Annotated in this window: 17 protein-coding genes; 12 read left to right on the forward strand and 5 right to left on the reverse strand. The window is 67.1% G+C overall.

Features of this window, described 5'->3' with window-relative positions; translation table 11 throughout:
* Window positions 1-34 precede the first annotated feature (34 nt).
* The gene (locus AB0M74_RS22905; protein ID WP_366528303.1) at window positions 35-1300 is read right to left on the reverse strand and encodes a glutamate-5-semialdehyde dehydrogenase; all 1266 of its coding nucleotides are present in this window, start codon (window positions 1298-1300) and stop codon (window positions 35-37) included.
* 239 nt (window positions 1301-1539) lie between these two features.
* On the opposite strand from AB0M74_RS22905, the gene AB0M74_RS22910 reads away from it, so the two are divergent.
* The 4 genes from AB0M74_RS22910 (at window position 1540) to AB0M74_RS22925 (ending at window position 6387) form a co-directional block, all read left to right on the forward strand.
* Window positions 1540-2418, forward strand: coding sequence for a ribokinase (locus AB0M74_RS22910; protein WP_366528304.1), 879 nt, complete (start codon window positions 1540-1542; stop codon window positions 2416-2418).
* 81 nt (window positions 2419-2499) lie between these two features.
* Complete coding sequence (locus tag AB0M74_RS22915) at window positions 2500-3876, forward strand: glutamine synthetase family protein (protein ID WP_366528305.1); 1377 nt, start codon at window positions 2500-2502, stop codon at window positions 3874-3876.
* A gap of 2 nt (window positions 3877-3878) precedes the next feature.
* Window positions 3879-4979, forward strand: coding sequence for an amidohydrolase family protein (locus tag AB0M74_RS22920; RefSeq protein ID WP_366528306.1), 1101 nt, complete (start codon window positions 3879-3881; stop codon window positions 4977-4979).
* Window positions 4980-5163: 184 nt separating this feature from the next.
* Window positions 5164-6387: an RtcB family protein gene (locus AB0M74_RS22925; protein WP_366528307.1), complete on the forward strand. Its 1224-nt coding sequence runs from the start codon at window positions 5164-5166 to the stop codon at window positions 6385-6387.
* A 153-nt stretch (window positions 6388-6540) separates the two neighbouring features.
* On the opposite strand, the gene AB0M74_RS22930 is transcribed toward AB0M74_RS22925, so the two are convergent.
* Complete coding sequence (locus AB0M74_RS22930) at window positions 6541-7023, reverse strand: hypothetical protein (protein ID WP_366528308.1); 483 nt, start codon at window positions 7021-7023, stop codon at window positions 6541-6543.
* A 398-nt stretch (window positions 7024-7421) separates the two neighbouring features.
* On the opposite strand from AB0M74_RS22930, the gene AB0M74_RS22935 reads away from it, so the two are divergent.
* Window positions 7422-9545, forward strand: coding sequence for a RecQ family ATP-dependent DNA helicase (locus tag AB0M74_RS22935; protein WP_366528309.1), 2124 nt, complete (start codon window positions 7422-7424; stop codon window positions 9543-9545).
* Between the two features lie 136 nt (window positions 9546-9681).
* Here AB0M74_RS22935 and AB0M74_RS22940 read toward each other — a convergent pair whose 3' ends face one another.
* The 3 genes from AB0M74_RS22940 to AB0M74_RS22950 form a co-directional block, all read right to left on the reverse strand.
* Window positions 9682-9984 carry a hypothetical protein gene (locus AB0M74_RS22940; RefSeq protein WP_366528310.1) on the reverse strand — a complete coding sequence of 101 codons (303 nt, stop codon included), beginning with the start codon at window positions 9982-9984 and terminating at the stop codon, window positions 9682-9684.
* Between the two features lie 234 nt (window positions 9985-10218).
* Window positions 10219-10527 carry a hypothetical protein gene (locus AB0M74_RS22945; RefSeq protein WP_366528311.1) on the reverse strand — a complete coding sequence of 103 codons (309 nt, stop codon included), beginning with the start codon at window positions 10525-10527 and terminating at the stop codon, window positions 10219-10221.
* The gene (locus tag AB0M74_RS22950; RefSeq protein ID WP_366528312.1) at window positions 10524-10775 is read right to left on the reverse strand and encodes a hypothetical protein; all 252 of its coding nucleotides are present in this window, start codon (window positions 10773-10775) and stop codon (window positions 10524-10526) included. Before AB0M74_RS22950 ends, AB0M74_RS22945 begins: the two co-directional genes overlap by 4 nt.
* A 40-nt stretch (window positions 10776-10815) precedes the next feature.
* Here AB0M74_RS22950 and ligD point away from each other — a divergent pair, with 40 nt between their 5' ends.
* The 7 genes from ligD to AB0M74_RS22985 all read left to right on the forward strand — a co-directional run bounded on the left by ligD (window position 10816) and on the right by AB0M74_RS22985 (window position 18431).
* Window positions 10816-11784, forward strand: a complete 969-nt coding sequence (gene ligD / locus AB0M74_RS22955) for a non-homologous end-joining DNA ligase (RefSeq protein WP_366528313.1) — start codon at window positions 10816-10818, stop codon at window positions 11782-11784.
* A gap of 186 nt (window positions 11785-11970) precedes the next feature.
* Window positions 11971-12927, forward strand: a complete 957-nt coding sequence (locus AB0M74_RS22960) for a D-isomer specific 2-hydroxyacid dehydrogenase family protein (protein WP_366528314.1) — start codon at window positions 11971-11973, stop codon at window positions 12925-12927.
* A gap of 328 nt (window positions 12928-13255) precedes the next feature.
* A complete protein-coding gene (locus tag AB0M74_RS22965; protein ID WP_366528315.1) occupies window positions 13256-14245 on the forward strand; it encodes an alpha/beta hydrolase in 990 nt (329 codons plus the stop codon).
* A 1-nt stretch (window position 14246) separates the two neighbouring features.
* A complete protein-coding gene (locus AB0M74_RS22970) occupies window positions 14247-15152 on the forward strand; it encodes an SDR family NAD(P)-dependent oxidoreductase (protein ID WP_366528316.1) in 906 nt (301 codons plus the stop codon).
* 7 nt (window positions 15153-15159) lie between these two features.
* Entirely contained in the window at window positions 15160-16080 is a 921-nt protein-coding gene (locus AB0M74_RS22975) for a ferritin-like domain-containing protein (RefSeq protein WP_366528328.1), read from the forward strand.
* Between the two features lie 5 nt (window positions 16081-16085).
* Complete coding sequence (locus tag AB0M74_RS22980; RefSeq protein WP_366528329.1) at window positions 16086-17585, forward strand: NAD(P)/FAD-dependent oxidoreductase; 1500 nt, start codon at window positions 16086-16088, stop codon at window positions 17583-17585.
* Window positions 17586-17690: 105 nt separating this feature from the next.
* Window positions 17691-18431 carry a MerR family transcriptional regulator gene (locus AB0M74_RS22985; RefSeq protein WP_366528317.1) on the forward strand — a complete coding sequence of 247 codons (741 nt, stop codon included), beginning with the start codon at window positions 17691-17693 and terminating at the stop codon, window positions 18429-18431.
* Window positions 18432-18606 lie beyond the last annotated feature (175 nt).

The following is an 18606-nucleotide window of genomic DNA, read 5'->3' on the forward strand; positions in this document are numbered from 1 at the left end:
ACGACCCGCCGCACTCCTCAATCTATCCAGAGCTCTAAACCGGCCGGATCTGGCCGTCGCCCCACACGATCCACTTGGTGGAGGTCAGTTCCGGCAACGCCATCGGGCCGCGGGCGTGCAGCTTCTGTGTGGAGATGCCGATCTCGGCGCCGAAGCCGAACTGCTCGCCGTCGGTGAACGCGGTGGACGCGTTCACCATGACCGCGGCCGCGTCGACTCGGCTGGTGAACTCGCGTGCCGCGGCGACCTCGCCGGTGACGATGGCTTCGGTGTGGCCGGTGCCCCAGGTGTTGATGTGCTCGACGGCCGCGTCCAGGTCGTCGACCACCTTCAGCGCGATGTCGAGGGTCAGGTATTCCTCGCCCCAGTCCTTCTCGTTGGCGGGCACCAGACCGGGCAGGTCACCGTGGACGGTGACGCCGTGGCGTTCCAGTGCCTCGATCAGGCGCGGCACCGCAGTGGTGGCGATCGCGTCATCGATGAGCACCGTCTCGATGGCGTTGCACACGCTCGGACGGCGGGTCTTGCCGTTGATCAGGATGTTCTCGGCCATCTCCAGGTCGGCGGCGGAGTGCACGTAGATGTGGCAGTTGCCGGTGCCGGTCTCGATGGTCGGCACCGTCGCGTCGCGGACCACGGCATTGATCAGACCGGCGCCGCCGCGCGGGATCACTACGTCGACCAGGCCGCGCGCCTGGATCAGGTGTGTCACGCTGGAGCGGTCGGCGCTGGGCAGCAGCTGCACGGCGTCTTCCGGAATGCCTTGCGTGGCAAGCGCTTCCCGCAACACCGCGACAAGGGCGCTGTTCGAATGCGCCGCCGAGGACGAGCCGCGCAGCAGTACGGCATTGCCGGATTTCAGCGCCAACCCGAATGCGTCGACAGTGACATTCGGCCGCGCCTCGTACACCATGCCGACCACGCCGAGCGGCACCCGCACCTGGCGGATCTCCAGGCCGTTGGGCAGCGTCGAACCACGCACCACCGTCCCGACCGGATCCGACAACCCGGCGACCTGTCGCAGCCCGGAGGCGATGCCGTCGATTCTGGCCTTGGTCAGCCGCAGCCGGTCGAGCAGCGACTCCTCCACGCCTGAAGACTTCGCGACCAGCAGATCTTCGAGATTGGCTGCGAGCACAGTGTCGGCGGTGGCGAGCAGCGCATCAGCCGCGGCATGCAACGCGACGTCCTTCTGCGCAGTGGTCAGTCGAGCCAGCACCCGGGACGCGACGTGAGCCTTGCGCGCGGCCTCGTGCACCACTTCGCGGGTATCCTGCTCGGTCGTCGTACCTGACGTCATGGGTACAGCCTACGCACCCGGTTTTGCACCGGTTTCACCCACTCGAGGCCCCCGGTACAGCTGCGCGGCCACCCGTTCGCGGGCGAAATGACGCCCGGGGGTAGCGCGGGAACGGCAACGCTGTTCGCCCCACCTTGTACTCCACCGGCGCCCGCACGCGGCCGGATCGTCGGTGCCGAGTCACACGGCGCACCCCCGTGTGACACAGAGCGTCGCGGGCTGGGACTACCGTCGCGCATATGACCGCCGACTCGAGCAAGCCCGCCATCGCCGTGCTCGGCAGCATCAATATGGACCTCGTCACCATGACCGAGCGCCGCCCCGCTCCGGGAGAGACCGTGCTCGGCACCGGGTTCACCATGGTGCCCGGCGGGAAGGGCGCCAATCAGGCGATCGCGGCCCAGCGCGCAGGCGGGGCCGTCGAATTCCTCGGCGCGGTGGGTGACGACGTCTTCGCCGGTGCGCTGCGGGGCGTGCTGAACGATTCGGGCGTCGGTATCGAGCGATTGCGCACCGTCGCCGGTCCGAGCGGAATCGCCGCGATCGCGGTCGATGCGGGCGGCGAGAACAGCATCATCGTGGTCGGCGGAGCCAATGCCACCATGACGGCACTCACCGACACGGATCTGGCCGTGATCGCGGCGGCCGATATTCTGCTGTGCCAGTTGGAGATTCCGGTCGATACCGTGGCAGCCGCGATCATGCATGCCAGCGAGAACGGCACGGTGGTGGTGCTGAATCCTTCTCCGGCACAACATCTGATGGCCGACCTATGGGCGCATGTCGATGTGGCGGTGGTGAATTCGGGCGAGGCCAAACACCTCGGTTCCGATCTCGAGCCCGTCGCGCATCTGGTGGTCACCCATGGCGCGGACGGTGCCACCTACCGCGGCCCCAACGGCAGGGAGCTGTCGCGGTCGAGTCCCCGAGTCGAGGTCATCGACACCACCGGTGCGGGCGACACCTTCACCGGCGCTCTCGCCGCCGCCTGGCACCGTGGCCCTGAAGCAGCATTGGCATGGGCGAGTACGGCCGGCGCGTTGGCAACGACCACCCTCGGCGCGAGTTCTTCGATACCGACACGGGAACGCATCGAGGCGGCGCTCCCGCCGCGGTAGCGCGCCCGGGCCGCCCGATATCGAACACGCTGCCGCCGAGTCTCCTCCGACCGCGACCGTCGCCGACTATCGTTGCGGTTCATGCCAACCATGCCGGAACGCATACCCGCCGACGGCGACGTGGAGGCCGTCATCGGCAGGCTGGACGCCGATATGGTCGTGCTGTCGTTCGTGGACAACGCCGGCATCACGAGAGTCAAGACGGTGCCGAAATCCCGGCTCGCGGATGCGGCGCGGTATGGCATCGGGGTGTCACCGTGCTTCGAGACGTTCGCGTTCGACGATCTCATGGCCGTCGGGCGGTATCTCGGCGGCCCGGATGGCGATCTGCGTCTGGTTCCGGATTTGTCGAGGCTCACCGAGCTCGCCTGCCAGACCGGCTGGGCCTGGGCACCTGCCGACAAGTTCACCCAGGATGGTGCACGTTTCACCGCATGCCAGCGTGCCTTCGCAGCGCGACAGACCGAGGCGGCGCAACAGGTGGGTGTGCGGTTGTCGATGGCCTTCGAAACCGAGTGGTCGGTCGGACAGAACGATCCCGACGGCCACGGTTTCACTCCCGCCGTGCCCGGCCCCGCCTACGGCATCATTCGCTTCGGCCAAGTCGGCGACTACGCAAGAGACCTGGTCACCGCGCTGCAGCGGCAAGGGATCACTGTCGAGCAGTTCCATCCCGAATATGCGCTGTCACAACTGGAATTATCGGTCGCGGCGGCGGATCCGGTCACGGCCGCCGACGACGCGGTGCTGCTGCGGCACACCATCCGACAGATCAGCCTGCAACACGGTTGGCGTGCGCTACTCGCGCCCTGTATCGAGCCAGACGGCGCGGGTTCCGGTGCCCACCTCCACCTTTCGGCACACGATGAGGACGGTTCACTGTTCGTGGGCGGCCGTGGCCCCTACGGTATGCGCGGCGCGGGCGAAGCGTTCCTGGCCGGTGTGCTGCGTGAACTGCCCGCCTTGGTCGCCGTCGGCGCAGGCAACCCGGCGAGCTTCCTGCGTCTGGAACCGTCCCGGTGGGCCGGGGTGTGGCAATGCTGGGGCCGCGAGGCTCGGGAGGCGGCACTGCGCTACGTGACCGGCGTACGCGGCACCGAACCATGGGCAGCCAACGCCGAGGTCAAATGCTTCGACGCGACGGGAAACCCCTACCTGATCGTCGGCTCGGTCATCGCGGCCGGGCTCGCCGGCATCGCCGAAGAACTCCGGCTGCCTGCCGAAATCACCGGCGACCCCGCGACGTTCGATGCCGAAGCGCTGATGATCTCCGGTGTGCGCCGACTGCCGACCGCGCCGTCGGAGGCCGCGGATCGACTTGCGGAGTCGGCCGTGCTCGCCGAGGCCATGGGACCCGAGCTGCACGACGCGCTGCTCACCGTGCGCCGCGCTGAGGCCGAGCGCTATCGCCACACCCCCGCGGCCGAGCTGGTCGAGCTCACGCGCTGGCGGTTCTAGCGGTGCTCACCGACAGCGTCCCGCTCACCGACCACCATTGCCACGGCGTGATCACCGATGACCTGGATCTGCCGCACTTCGAGGAGTTGCTGGGCGAGGGGCAGCGCGGAACATTCGAGTCATCGATCGGACTCGCGGTCCGGCGCTGGTGTGCGCCCGTCCTCGACCTGCCGCCGCATTCCGAACCGGACGACTATCTCACCCGTCGCGCCGACCTGGGCTGGCGGGAGGTCTCGGCGCGCCTATTGCGTGCGGCGGGCACGACTCGATGGTTCCTCGACACCGGTTTCGGATCCGACGATCTGGCGGCCTTTGCCGAGCTCGCGGCGGGAGAGGTCGGCGAGATTGTACGCCTCGAGCAGGTCGCCGAACAGGTGATTGCCGAGATCGGCACGCCGGCAACACTATTCGATCATGTTGAAGCGGCGTTGCGTGAGCGAGCCCGACACGCTGTCGGCTTCAAGACGATTGTCGCCTACCGGTGCGGCTTGGATTTTCCCCTCGTGCACACGGGCCCTACTACGGTCGCGTCCGAACAACGTCTCACCGATCCGCAGACACTGGGCCGCCTTGTCGGACTCGGCGCGCGCCTCGGCGCCGAGCTGGGTCTCCCGCTACAGTTCCACACCGGATTCGGCGACACGGACCTGCGCTCGACAGGCGCCGATCCTCTGCTGCTCACCGATTTCCTGCGTTCGACCGCGGATACCGAGCTCACCGTCGTGCTCTTGCACTGCTGGCCCTTCCACCGCAACGCCGCGTATCTCGCGCATGCTTATCCGCATGTGCTGATGGATGTCGGACTGGCAATCCCCTATGTGGGACATCGCTCTTCGGCCGTGCTGGCCGAGACGCTCGAACTCGCGCCATTCCGATCGCTGTGCTATTCCTCCGACGGCTACGGACTTCCTGAGCTGCACTATCTCGGTGCGAAACTCTGGCGTCGCGGTCTCGGCCTACTGCTCGACGAATGGCTGGCCGCGGACGCGATCACCGTCGCCGACGCCGAACGACTGGTCGCCGCCGTCGCGCACGGCACTGCGGAGCGGCACTACCCGCCCATCCCACAGCACGGACCGACATCGAGCGCTCATTCGGGATGAATTCGGCCGCAGTGTTCAGCACAGCGGTGGCAGCGGTAACGAAGGCCCCGCCACGGCGGACCTGGAAATTATGTGGCCTCGCGCCCTATTTCATGGAGTCCTGACGGCGGATAATGGGGTGCGAGGCCGGCGCGACGACCTCTAGCGTTGGGGGAACAGATCAATCGAGAGAAGGACGTTCCCCATGTTTCCCGTCGAGCTGCGCGGTACCAGGGCGCAGACACTGATGTGGGCCAACGAGCACGACATCGAGCAGGCCGCGCTGCGGCAACTGCGAAATATCGCGCAACTGCCCTGGGTGCACGGCGTCCGCGTGATGCCGGACGTGCATCTCGGGAAGGGCGCGACCGTCGGCTCGGTCATCGCGATGAAGGACGCGGTGGCGCCCGCCGCCGTGGGAGTCGACATCGGCTGCGGCATGGAGAGCGTGAAGACCGACCTCACCGCAGCCGACCTGCCGGACAATCTGCATTCACTGCGCTCGCGCATCGAGGCGGCGGTTCCGGTCGGTTTCCAGGCGCACAAGAACGCGGTCGATATCACCCGGCTCGGCGCGGAGTTCGCCGCCTCGCACGGCGACCTCGCACGGTACAAGACAGGCTGGGATCGGTTCTGGTCGTCCTTTGGGTCGCTGAACCCCGGCGTGCAGGCGCTGGAGTCCAAGGCGCACAGGCAGATCGGCTCGCTGGGTGGCGGCAACCACTTCATCGAGGTGTGCCTGGACGAGAACGACTCGGTGTGGATTCTGCTGCACTCCGGCAGCCGGAATATCGGCAAGGAACTCGCTGAGCGGCACATGACCGTCGCTCGGGGGCTGCCACACAACGCCGATCTGCCGGATCGCGATCTGGCCGTATTCCTCTCCGGTACAACGGAAATGGATGCCTATCGGCGCGATCTGACCTGGGCGCAGGAGTATGCCGCACGTAACCGCGCGGTGATGCTGTCGCTGGTCTGCCGTGCGGTCCGGAACGAATTCGCCGGCCGTGTGGTGCGTTTCGAGGACCCCATATCGTGCCACCACAACTATGTGGCCGAGGAAACGATCGACGGCGTACCGATGCTGGTGACCCGCAAGGGCGCGGTGCGCGCCGGGGCGGGCGACCTCGCGTTGATCCCCGGATCGATGGGCACCCGCTCCTATGTGGTGCGCGGCAAGGGAAATCCGGCCTCGTTCCAGTCGGCCTCGCACGGTGCGGGACGACGGATGAGCCGCAACGCGGCCAAGAAGCAGTTCACCGTCGCCGACCTGATCGCCCAGACCGAGGGCGTCGAGTCCCGCAAGGACGCGGGCGTGGTCGATGAGATCCCGGCCGCGTACAAGGACATCGACGAGGTCATCGCTGCACAGCAAGACCTGGTCGACATTGTCGCCACGCTGCGTCAAGTGCTCTGTGTGAAGGGTTGACCGGTGGCCGCGCCCATCGAGTGTGGGTGCGGCCGACTTGGCCGGCAGGCCTGCTTGCCGTTACCGATCGCCGACTTCTCGTTTTCGCCATCGGCAGCAGACCCGGCTGTCCGAGGCCACCTCGAGGGCCGCCGCAAGCAGGGTGGGGCCGGTTCAGCGACGTCTCATGGTGGCGGCGATGCCGGAGCCGACCAGCATCATGCCGGTGATGAGGGCGAAGCCGTTCATCAGCCAGGCGTGCAGCGCTTGGTGCATTTCGCCCGAGAGGCGGGGTAGGTCTTCGACCAAGCGCCAGGTGTCGTCGGGGAAGGTGACGTGCGCGATACCCGGGATGAGGCCCCAGACGAGGCCGGCGATCACGGTGCCTGCCGGGGAATAGGCCGCCAAGGTTGTCACCAGGAACAGCAGTAGCGCCCCGCCGACCATGTGGAAGGTGGATCCCCACCGTGCGCCCACGTCGCCGAAGATGACCCATTGTCGGGTGTCCAGTGCGCCGTGGGCGGCAAGCCCGATCCCGATCGGCGTCACCGCCGAGCCGATCACGATACCGACCACAGTCCGTGCGGCATTGCCCCTGGTGCGGAACTGGGCGCCGGGCGGTGACCAACCGGGTGGTGGCTGATGGCTGCTCGACATGGTTGCCTCCTGCGCGGTCCCGCGATGCCGAGGAAATCCTCTCACCCTATTGTCCGGTGTCCAGCGGGATTTCACGTTTCGTAACGGGATCGGCGCAGGACAAACGCAGTGCCCGCTCATGTCATCACGACCATCCGGTACTCGCCCTGGTCGCGATCGGAGCAAGAGGGTACGCGCGGGCAGGGCCGGGGTGTTCCAGCGTCGGGCGTCCGCAGGCGTCGGAGCGCGAGCGGGGTGATGCACCGTGACTATCACCCCCGATCACCGTCATCGGCCTCACTGATTCGCGCGCGGCGACCTTGGCCGTCTCCGGAAATCCTCCGCGACGACTACCCCGCAACGCCTCGCCGACGACGCGGCCCGAACGGCTGTCGGTGCCATCCGGCACGATGGAGCCCATGACCACGGCGGCCCACAGCGAAGCGATCGACCTCACCTCGCCAGATCTGCGCGAGCGTGCCGAAGAGCTGCTGCGCGAACTCGCGGGGCCGCAGGCGCGGCTGCGCGAGGACCAGTGGACGGCAATCGAGGCGCTGGTGGTGCAACGGCGCAGGGCGTTGGTGGTGCAACGCACCGGCTGGGGTAAGTCGGCGGTGTATTTCATCGCGGCCAAGCTGCTGCGCAGGGCGGGGCGCGGGCCGACGGTGATCGTGTCGCCGCTGCTCGCGCTGATGCGCAACCAGGTCGCGGCCGCGCAACGCGCGGGCGTGGTGGCGGCGACGATCAACTCGGGCAACGTCACCGAATGGGACGAGATCCACGATCAGGTGGCCTCGGGCGCGGTCGATGTGCTGTTGGTCAGTCCGGAGCGGCTGAACAACCCGGACTTCCGCGACCAGGTGTTGCCGAAACTCGCCGCCGATGCCGGACTCGTCGTCATCGACGAAGCGCACTGCGTCTCCGACTGGGGACACGACTTCCGGCCCGACTATCGGCGGATCCGCACACTGATCGCCGATCTCGGCTCCGACGTTCCGGTCCTGGCCACCACCGCGACGGCCAACGATCGGGTGGTGACCGATGTGGCCACGCAGATCGGTACCGACACGTTGGTGCTGCGCGGCACCCTGGACCGGGAATCGCTGCACCTGTCGGTGGTGCGTTTCGCCGACGCGGTCGAGCGCACCGCCTGGCTGAGCGGACACCTCGGCGAGCTGTCCGGCTCCGGCATCGTCTACACCCTCACCGTCGCCGCTGCGCACGATCTCGCCGATGTCCTGAATTCGCACGGGCACAATGTGGCCGCCTATACCGGGCAGACCGATACCGCCGAACGCGAGGCGCTCGAGACCGCGCTGCTGAACAACGAGGTCAAGGCACTTATCGCAACCTCCGCACTCGGGATGGGCTTCGACAAACCGGATCTGGGTTTCGTCGTGCATGTGGGCGCGCCGTCCTCGCCTATCGCCTACTACCAGCAGGTGGGTCGTGCGGGTCGCGGGACCGAGCGCGCCGAGGTGGTGCTGCTGCCCGGCCCGGAGGACGCCCGGATCTGGAGTTACTTTGCCTCGGTGGCTTTTCCACGCGAGCACATCGTGCGTGCCGTGCTGGACGCGCTCGATTTCGATCGGGCGATGTCGACCGCGGCCCTGGAACCGTTGGTCGAATTGAACCGCTCCCGGCTGGAAATGGTGCTCAAGGTGCTCGACGTGGACGGCGCGGTGCGCCGGGTCCGCGGTGGCTGGATCGCGACCGGTCAGGAATGGACCTACGACACCGAGCGCTACGAGCGCCTCGCCGCGGCCCGCGAGGTCGAGCAACAGGCCATGATCGACTATCAGTCCACATCGGGATGCCGGATGCAGTTTCTGCGCCGTCAGCTCGACGACCCGGGACTCCCTGCGCTGGAAGGGAATTCGCCCGGCTGCGGCCGCTGCGACAACTGCACGGGCACCCGGCCGGACGTCACCGTCGACGCCGCGGCCATCGCCGCGACCCGGGCCCGCCTCGACCGCCCCGGCCTCGATCTGGCGCCGCGTAAACAGTGGCCGACAGGCATGGCGAAGCTCGGAATTCCGTTGTCCGGCAAGATCTCCGACGGCGCGGAAACCGGCCGCGTCCTGGGCAGGCTCACCGATCTCGGCTGGGGCCAGCGCCTGCGTGCCCTTCTCGACGCCCCCGACGACCCCATCCCTGACACGGTCTTCGATGCGTGCATCGCCGTGCTGCGCGACTGGAATTGGACTACCCGCCCCACCTCGGTCATAGCTCTGGAATCCCCGCGCCACCCCGTACTGACCGCCACCCTGGCCGCCCGCCTCGCCGAGGTCGGCCGCCTCCGAGACCTCGGCACCCTGCAAACCCGCCCCGGCAGCCCCCCGGTCTCGGCCGCAAACTCCGCCCACCGCGTCGCCGCCCTCTACAATTGCTGGCTACTCCCCGACCTCAGCTCGGTAGAGGGCCCGATCCTCCTGGTGGACACCCTCACCGATACCGGCTGGACCATGACCCTGGCCACTCATGCTCTTCGCACAGCGGGCGCGCCCGCAGTTCTGCCCTTCGCCCTGGCAACACCTACCTGACACGGCCCCGACCCCTTCAGCGCACCCGCGACGGGTGCGGATCCCGAAGGTGCCGCTGCCGGTCGATGGGTGTCGGACAGCTGCGCACGGACGGTAACTGTGGTCGGGTTCTCGCTCTTTCGGCGCGAGGTCGAGGTCACGCCCTGTCGTCGACCCCGCCACCCGCGGTGCGGGGAGGGTCGTTCGAGGACGGGGTGTCCGGTGCGTATCTATCGCGGGCGGGCGGCGTCATCGGCGGGGGCAGGATGATGGTTTTGGGGTCGGGGTCCGGGGTGAAGGGACGGGTGGCGCTCAATGGGTCCTCCGGTGGGATCGGCTGGCGTGGCTCCCGTATGCCTGCGGTCCCGCCGCTGTCGGGGCCGTCGCGCCCACCCCGGGTTCCGGCCGGTACCTTCCTGCCCATCAGTCTGCCGATCGCCCGTGTCAGTCTGTGCTTCATTCCACCAGTGTGCTCGCGCAGCACCGCCGGGCCGACAGTTTTCGCAGGTAGCGAAGCAGTCGGAGGCCATCACGACCGGCGTGGGAACGACGGAGACGCCGCTCGGCGGCGCGGGCCATGATCGCGGGCAACCGCTCCGATATGGCGACGCCGAGGGTGTACGGCGTGTCGCGCCCTGACTTCGGAGCTGCCGAATCAGGCGAACCGAGTATTCCTGGCCCAACCCATGGTCGTTCAGAGGCTGAGTGTGGCGCGCAAGCGAGCGTCCAGGGACTCGGTTTCGGTGGGTGTCAGCTCGCCGAGGTGCTCGGCCAGCCATGGGCGGTAGATGCGATGCAGCTCCAACGCATCGGCCCAGCCGTGTGCGGTCTCGGCGGCCAGGACGTGGCCGGGATCGTCGTCCATCAGTGGGACGGCGCTCAGCCAGCGGTTGGGCGAGGTCATTACCGCGGTATCGGATACCAGTACAACTCTGGTTTGCCGCGGAAAAGGCGTGCCATCACGCAACGTCGGTGCGTAGCGCCAGATTTCGCCGCGCCTCATGCCGCGCCGCACGGGCCGGAGTCATCGGACTCGGCGGCCGCCCTTGTGTGGTCGAGGTCGGCGTAGGCGGCCGCCAGCTCGGCGTCGTCGTCGACCACCAGTTTCGCCAGGCTGTCGTGCACCAGTGCGGTGCGCAGCGCGGAGTTGATTACCGACGACAGGCTGCGTCGTTCCCGGTCGGCCGCCTGTTCGGCCCATGCGGCCACCTGCGGGTCCAGCGTGACCGTCACGCGCTTCGCCTTGCTCATACCGAAATGCATACCAGTTCGGCGCCAGGGTGGATCGGCTATGGTCGGACTCGTGGCCAGCAAATCTGCGACGCCCGCCATCGAGCTGGATGTCGGCGACCGCACGATTCGTATCTCCAACCCGGACCGGGTCTACTTCCCGGAGAGCGGCGCGACCAAGCTCGACCTGGTGCAGTACTACCTGAGCGTCGGGGACGGCATCGTCAACGCGTTGCGCGACCGGCCGTGCATGCTGCACCGGTTCCCGAAGGGGCTCGCCGGTGACAAGGTGCACCAGAAGCGGCTGCCCGCGGGCGCGCCGGACTGGATTCCGACCGTGCGAGTCTTCTTCCCGCGCTACCGAAGACATGCCGACGAGTTGTGTGTGCGCGAACTCGCCGATGTCATATGGGCAGTGCAGATGTCGACGGTCGAGTTCCACCCGTGGAATTCGCGCCGCACCGACACCGAGCGCCCGGACGAATGGCGGATCGATCTCGATCCGATGCCGGATTGCCCGTGGTCGCGGGTCCAACGCGTTGCGGGTGTCGTGCACGAGGTGCTCGACGAGCTCGGCGCGGTCGGCTGGCCGAAGACCTCCGGCGGCAAGGGCCTGCACGTCTATGTCCGCATCGCACCCGAATTCGGTTTCAAGCAGGTGCGCCGAGCCGCGCTGGCGTTCGCGGAAGAGGTTGAGCGGCGGGCACCCGACGACGTGACAACCACGTGGTGGCGCAAAGACCGCGATCCGAAACTATTGTTCGTCGACTACAACCAGAATGCCCGCGACCACACCATCGCGGCCGCCTATTCGGTGCGCGGCGTGCCGGAGGCCACCGTCTCCACACCGATCCGCTGGGACGAAATCCCCGAGGTCGATCCACGCGACTTCACCATGAAAACGGTGCCGACACGCTACGCCGAACTCGGTGATCTGCATGCGGGCATCGACAATGCGATATTCGGCATCGAGCCGCTGTTGGAGTGGGCCGAACGCGACGGCGTCGACGTCGACTTGGACGAGGAGTAGCGGACCGATCCGACCCCGGGAGCAGTTTTTTCGACCGCAGCGCCGCGACATCACGATCACGCGGATTCTGTCGCTGAGGGCCGACGGCCTCGGGTGCTACCTTCGCTTCTGGACACCCGTGAATAGTCCGCGGGCCGTCACCCGCACCGCGAACGCACCGTCGTACCTACTGTAGGAGGTCTCGAGATGAGCCGACCCGAGTTCCCGGTGCCGCTCGCGATCGGCCCGGTCACCCCAGCCCCGACCCTGCTGCAGAAGGCAGTCGTCGAAGGCGGTGCCACCCTGTCCGAACTCGCGCAGGCCCGCGGCTTGATCTGGGTCGGTGGGCCCGGCGAATTCCCCGACGACCTGCCCGAGAGCATCGAATGGGTGCAGCTGCCCGCGGCCGGTATCGAGGACTGGTTCACCGCAGGTATCTTCGCCAGGCACCTGGATATTCGTTTCACCTCCGCCGCAGGCGCTTTCGCCGCCAGCGTGGCCGAACACGCGCTGATGCTGCTGCTGGCCGGCGTGCGCTACCTGCCCGAGCACTTGCGTGCGGCGAGCTGGCGGCAGCAGGACTTCTTCCCGCACGTCGGCACCTTGCGCGGCAAGACCGTCACCATTATCGGCGCGGGCGGTATCGGCCGCGCCCTGATTCCCATGTTGGTGCCACTCGGCGCGCACATCATCGCCGTGAACCGTTCCGGCCGCCCGGTGACCGGCCCGGGGATCCCCGACACCCTCGAGACCATCGCCGCCAACCAACTTGGGAAGGTCTGGTCGCGCACCGACCATGTCGTCATCGCCGCGCCGGCGACACCGGCCACCGAGCACCTGGTCGGCGCGGAGGAACTGGCGCGACTGAAACCGTCCTCGTGGGTCATCAATGTGGCCCGCGGCAGCCTGATCGACACCGACGCGCTGGTCGCTGCGCTCGCATCGGGCGCGATCGCGGGCGCGGGCCTCGATGTCACCGACCCGGAACCGCTGCCCGACGGCCACCCCCTCTGGGTCCTGCCGAATGCCATTGTGACCCCGCATGATTCGAACCCTCCACAACTGCGCCTCGCGGCCTTCGCCGACCATGTCGCGGCGAATGTCGCGCGGTTCGTCGAGGGCAGAGAGCTACTCGCCCCGATCGATACCGAGCGCGGCTACTAGGCCCACGCGACAACGGCTCATGGACCCGACGCCGGACGTCACATCGTGCACCGAATCCGGACTGTCGAGAACGAACCGAACTCCTTGGGCGGCTACCCCCCTACGCCGGGTCGGCCGCGCTCGCGGCCGATGGCGGGTTCGGGAGGGGCGCGCACGCTGGTGCTGCCACGCGTCGCGGCACCGCGGCGGCGAGCCGACTCGACACGGCAATACCTGAGGGCCGCATCGCCGGGGCCGGGCGACATCGCGGTTGATGCGCCGCGCCCTTAATTAGCCTTTTTTGAATGCGCCATTGACAACTGGCACATTCATAGATGACGCTGAATGCATGACAAGGTCAATGAGGACCTCGGTCCCCGGCGTTCCCTCGGCGCCCTCCGCGCGGTCCCGGCTCGCTGCCATGGCAGCGGAGATCGGGATGCGGCCACTGAACAATGCGGTGCCGATGAACCCTCCGGGCATCTGGTTCGCCAGGAAGCTGATCGCGACCGTCATGGCCGCGGCGGGGCCGCCGCTGCGCGGCACCGCTGTCACCCAGGTCCGATCCGGTCCGGTCCGCGGCGAATGGGTGCGAGCACCCGGCGTCGATTTCGGCAAGCGCGCCATCTACTACATCCACGGCAGCGGCTATGTGCTGTGCTCGGCCCGCACCCATCGCGGACTCGCCTCGCGGCTGTCGAAGAAGACCGGGTTGCCGGTCTTCCTCACCGACTACCGGCTCGCGCCGGAGCATCGGTTTCCTGCCGCCGCCGACGATGTCGAGGCAGGATATCGGTGGCTGCTCGACCGCGGCATCACCCCGCAAGATCTGGTGATCGTAGGTGACTCGGCGGGCGGACATCTGGCGCTCGATCTACTGATCGAAAACGGCCGCCGAGCCAGGCCACAGCCCGCTGCGGTCGCCATGTTCTCGCCACTGATCGATCTCACCCTCGCGCTGGCCGCCGAACAGGAACGGCACCGACGAGATCCGATCATCTCGGCACGCGCGGCGAGCAGGCTGCCCCACGCCTACACCCGAGAAGCGCCCGCCGACGCACCCCGGCTGCGGTTGACGGTGCCACCCGGTACGGCACTGCCGCCGATGCTGTTGCAGACCGGCAGCACCGAAATGCTCAGCGCCGATGCTCGATACCTGCACGACATGGTGCGTGCCGCGGGCGGCAGCTGCGAACTCGAGATCTGGCCAGGCCAGGTGCACGTGTTCCAGGCCCTGCCGCTGCTCGCTCCCGAAGCGGACCACGCGCTGGACCGAGTTGCCGACTTCCTGTGTACCGCAATGGCTTCCCCCACCACAGTCTCGAAAAAGGTGAGCTGACATGTTCGGACTGGAGCGACTCATCCCCCTCGGCATCCGTCCGCGTCGCACCCACGAGGCCCGAGCCGTGGTGACCGGCGCAGGCAGCGGCATCGGCCGCGCCTTCGCGCTCGAAATCGCCGACCGCGGCGGGCAAGTGATCTGTGCCGACATCGATGAAGCACGTGCGAAGGAGACCGTCACCCTCATCGAACGCAAACATCCTGGTGCTGCGCGCGCGTTCCGGTGCGACGTCGCCAGGAGGGAAGACGTGGAAATCCTTGCGCACTTCGCCGAATCGCTCTACGAGCGGCCTGTCACGCTGGTGATCAACAACGCCGGCGTCGGCATCGGCGGAAAGCACGTCGGCGAAATCGGATTCGACGACTGGCAATGGGCGCTCGGCATCAACCTGTGGGGCGTCGTGCACGGCTGCGAGATCTTCGCGCCACAACTGCGCGCGGCCGGCCGCGGCGGCATCATCAACGTGGCCTCGGCGGCCGGGTTCGCAGCCGCCCCCTCGATGGCCGTCTACAACACGTCCAAGGCCGCGGTGATGTCACTGTCGGAGACGATGGCCGCCGAAATGAGCGGCACCGGCGTCGCGGTCACCGTACTATGCCCGACCTTCGTCAAGACCAATGTCGCTCGCGACGGTCGTATCACGCAGGAGGCGACCCGGCTCGCCGACACCCTCATGCGTTGGACCGGCTTCTCCCCCGAGCATGTCGCGCGCACCACCCTCGACGCGCACGACCGCGGGCAGCTGTATGTGCTGCCCCAGCTGGACGCACACCTCGTATGGCGGCTCAAGCGCTACTTCCCCGCCCACTACACCTATGCCCTCGGCCTCCTGGATCGGCTACTGCCCCAGAAGGACTCGAACACCACCGACCGCGCCGCGGTCACCGACAGGACAGGAGTCTGACATGGCCATCGCTATGGACTTCGACGACATGCTCCGCAAGATCAAGGATCGGCAGTGGGCGCTGGCCGATATCGACTGGGACGCCCCCGGCGCGGAGACGATATCGCCCGAACTGCACGCCAGGCTCGAGCCCTTCATGGCCGACCTGATGTGGATCGAGAATGTCGGCGCGCGCGGCTTCGCGGCAATGGCGAAGAAGGCTCCCACCGAGACGCTGCGCGAGATCTACCGCTACTTCCACGCCGAGGAGCAGAAGCACGCCAATGCCGAGCTTGCGCTGATGCGGCGCTGGGGCATGCTCGATGGTGACGAGATCCCACAACCGAATGTGAACGTCAAACTGGTCATCGACTTCCTCGACAAGTACTCCGACGACATGTCGTTGTCGTTCCTCGGCACCGTGATCCCGATGCTCGAGGTGACTCTGGACGGCGCGCTGGTCAAGTTCATCATGGACGAGATCGAGGATCCGATCTGTCAAGAGGCGTTCAAGAAGATCAATGCCGACGAATCACGGCATCTCGCTGTGGATTTCGCGGTGATGGATCTGCTCGGGCACGCCACGCTGCGTAAGCTGCTCGTCGACCTGGTCGGTGGCTGGGCCAAGCCTTCGCTGCTCATCGGCGTGCTGAGCTACGTGCCGCTGCTGAACAAGATGCGCGACAACATCGTGGAGATGGGTGTCGACGAGGAGAAGCTGTACACCGCACTCAAGCGTTACGCGAATGTCGGCGAGCGTAGCGAATTCGCTCGACGCCTGCCGATGTACCAGCTGGTCAAGATGCACGGCGGCTGGGTGATCAACCGCGATCATCCCTACCATCTGGTGGCCGACGCGCTGGTCAAGATCACGGCCCGGGTCCCCAAGCGGCTACTGCGGCCGCAGCCGACCTGGTCGAAGGAACTCACCTACGAGCCGGCGGCGTGAGCACCATGAGCACCGCGACCCTCGACGTCGCTGTGATCGGCGGCGGGTTCGCCGGCATCGGCACCGCAATTCGGTTGAAGCAGCACGGAATCAACGATTTCGCAATCTTCGAACGTGGCACGGCGATCGGCGGCACCTGGCGCGACAACACCTATCCCGGTGCGGCTTGCGACATTCCGTCGCGGCTGTACTCCTATAGTTTCGCGCCGAACCCGAACTGGTCGCACACATATTCCGGGAGCGACGAGATCCTCGGATATATCGAGTCGATGGCCGCGGAGTTCCGGCTGCACAAGCATTTCCGATTCGGCCACAACATCACCGGCATCGTGTTCGACGAAACGGCCGGGCGATGGGACATCACCGTCGAGGGCCGGGCGGACACCATCCGTGCTCGCACCGTGGTGCTGGCCTCCGGACCGCTTGCCAATGCCAGCTTTCCCGCCATTCCCGGGCTGGAAAACTATCAGGGCCACAAAATTCACAGTGCCCGTTGGGATCACGGCTACGACTTCACCGGAAAGAAGGTCGCGGTGGTCGGCACCGGGGCCAGCGCGGTGCAGATCATTCCGGAACTCGTCGACAAGGCGGCCTCGGTGAAGGTGTTCCAGCGAACGCCGGGCTGGGTGCTGCCGCGGGTCAATCGGCGCACCAACACACTGACCAAGGAGCTCTACCGGCGGGTGCCCGCCGCCGAGAATCTGGCCAGGCGGGTCTGGTTCTACGGGCACGAGTCGGTCGCGCTCGGCGTCGTCTGGAATACACCGTTGACCAGGGTGGTCGAGCTCGTCGGCCGGGCCCAGCTGCATCGGCAGGTGAAGGATCCGTGGCTGCGACGACAACTCACCCCGGACTTCCGGGCCGGCTGCAAGCGACTGCTGATGACCGACGACTACTACCCGGCATTGCAGCAGGACAATTGCACACTGATCACCTGGCCGATCGCCCGCATCGCCGAACACGGCATTCGGACCGCGGAAGGTGTTGAGCACCGGGCGGACTGCATCGTTTTCGCCACCGGGTTCGATGTCTCCAAAACCGGCACACCGATCCCGATCACCGGGCGCGACGGCCGGGTACTCGCGCAGGAATGGCAGCGCGGCGCCTACGCGTACAAGAGCATTGCGGTATCCGGGTATCCGAACCTCTTCTTCACCTTCGGCCCGAATTCCGGCCCTGGCCACAACTCGGCGCTGGTCTATATGGAGGCGCAGATCAATTACCTGGTCGGCGCTATCGAGACTATTCTCGACCGGGATCTGCGGATGCTCGACGTGCGGCGTGACCGGCAGGACCGCTATAACACGGGAATGCAGCGGCGGCTCACCGCGACCACATGGAACTCGGGCTGCCGCAGCTGGTATCTCACCGAGCACGGATTCAACGCAACGATGTATCCGGGCTTCGCGACGCAGTATGTCAATCAGCTGCGGACGGTCGACCTCGACGACTACAACGTCGTGCCCGCCGATGCGCGGACGCCACGGATCACGGCGGTCTCCTGAGGTGACGGTCGCCGGCCGCCAGGACGTTAGACTCGGTCGATCGATGACCGTGTTGTTCGGCCGCCGGCAGACCGGCGCCGCAGTGGGCGAGGGAGGTGGTGGGTGATGCCGGAGTACCGGATCGATGACCTCGCTCGCGCCGCGGGCACCACCACCCGCAACGTCCGCGCCTATCAGGAACGCGGCCTGCTGCCGCCGCCCGCGGGCAAGGACGGGCGAGCCAGCATCTACGACGACGCGCATCTGGAGCGGCTGCGCCTGATCGACGCGCTGCTGCAGCGTGGCTTCACCACCGCGCACATCGCCGACTTCATCACCAGTTGGGAGACCGGCAAAGACCTCACCGAGGTACTCGGCCTGCAGCACGCGGTGACGGCCCCCTGGGCCAAGGACGAGGCCTTCGAAGTGTCACGCGAGCTCATCGGCACCATCCTCGGCACCGAGACCGACGAGCTCGTCGACCGGCTCGCGGAGATGAAACTGGTCCGATTCGAGGGCGACACCGTGGTGTTCACCGACACCCAACTGCTGGCCTCGTTCGCCGAACTGCACGAGTACGGCATCGAACTGCGCACTCTCATCGAGATCTACGCCAAGGTGGCCGACCGGATCGATGACATCACCCACCTGATGATCACCGCGGCCAAACAGCACATCGTGGATGAACACGGCCCCGGCTGGCTCCCCGAGACCAGCAGCGAAATCGCCGACACCACAACAATGCTCAACAAAATGCGTGAGCTGGCTGTCGCCTCGGTGCACACCACCCTGGCCCGCTCTCTCGACGTCACCTTGCGCCGCGAACTCGGCGACTACCTCGCCACCGCCGCCGAGCGCGAACGCTGAGTTGTTTGGCAGCGCCTGCGGCGCTGCGGGTGCTGTGTCTTTTGGCAGCGCCTGCGGCGCTGCGGGTGCTGTGTCTTTTGGCAGCGCCTGCGGCGCTGCGGGTTCGCGGCCCCCTTGGTCTCGCTTCCGAGCCGTCGAGACTCGCGCCTTCGGCGCGTGCGCTTCGACGGCTCGG

This window comes from Nocardia sp. NPDC051463, assembly GCF_040681975.1.
In the GTDB taxonomy this organism is placed as follows: Bacteria; Actinomycetota; Actinomycetes; order Mycobacteriales; family Mycobacteriaceae; genus Nocardia.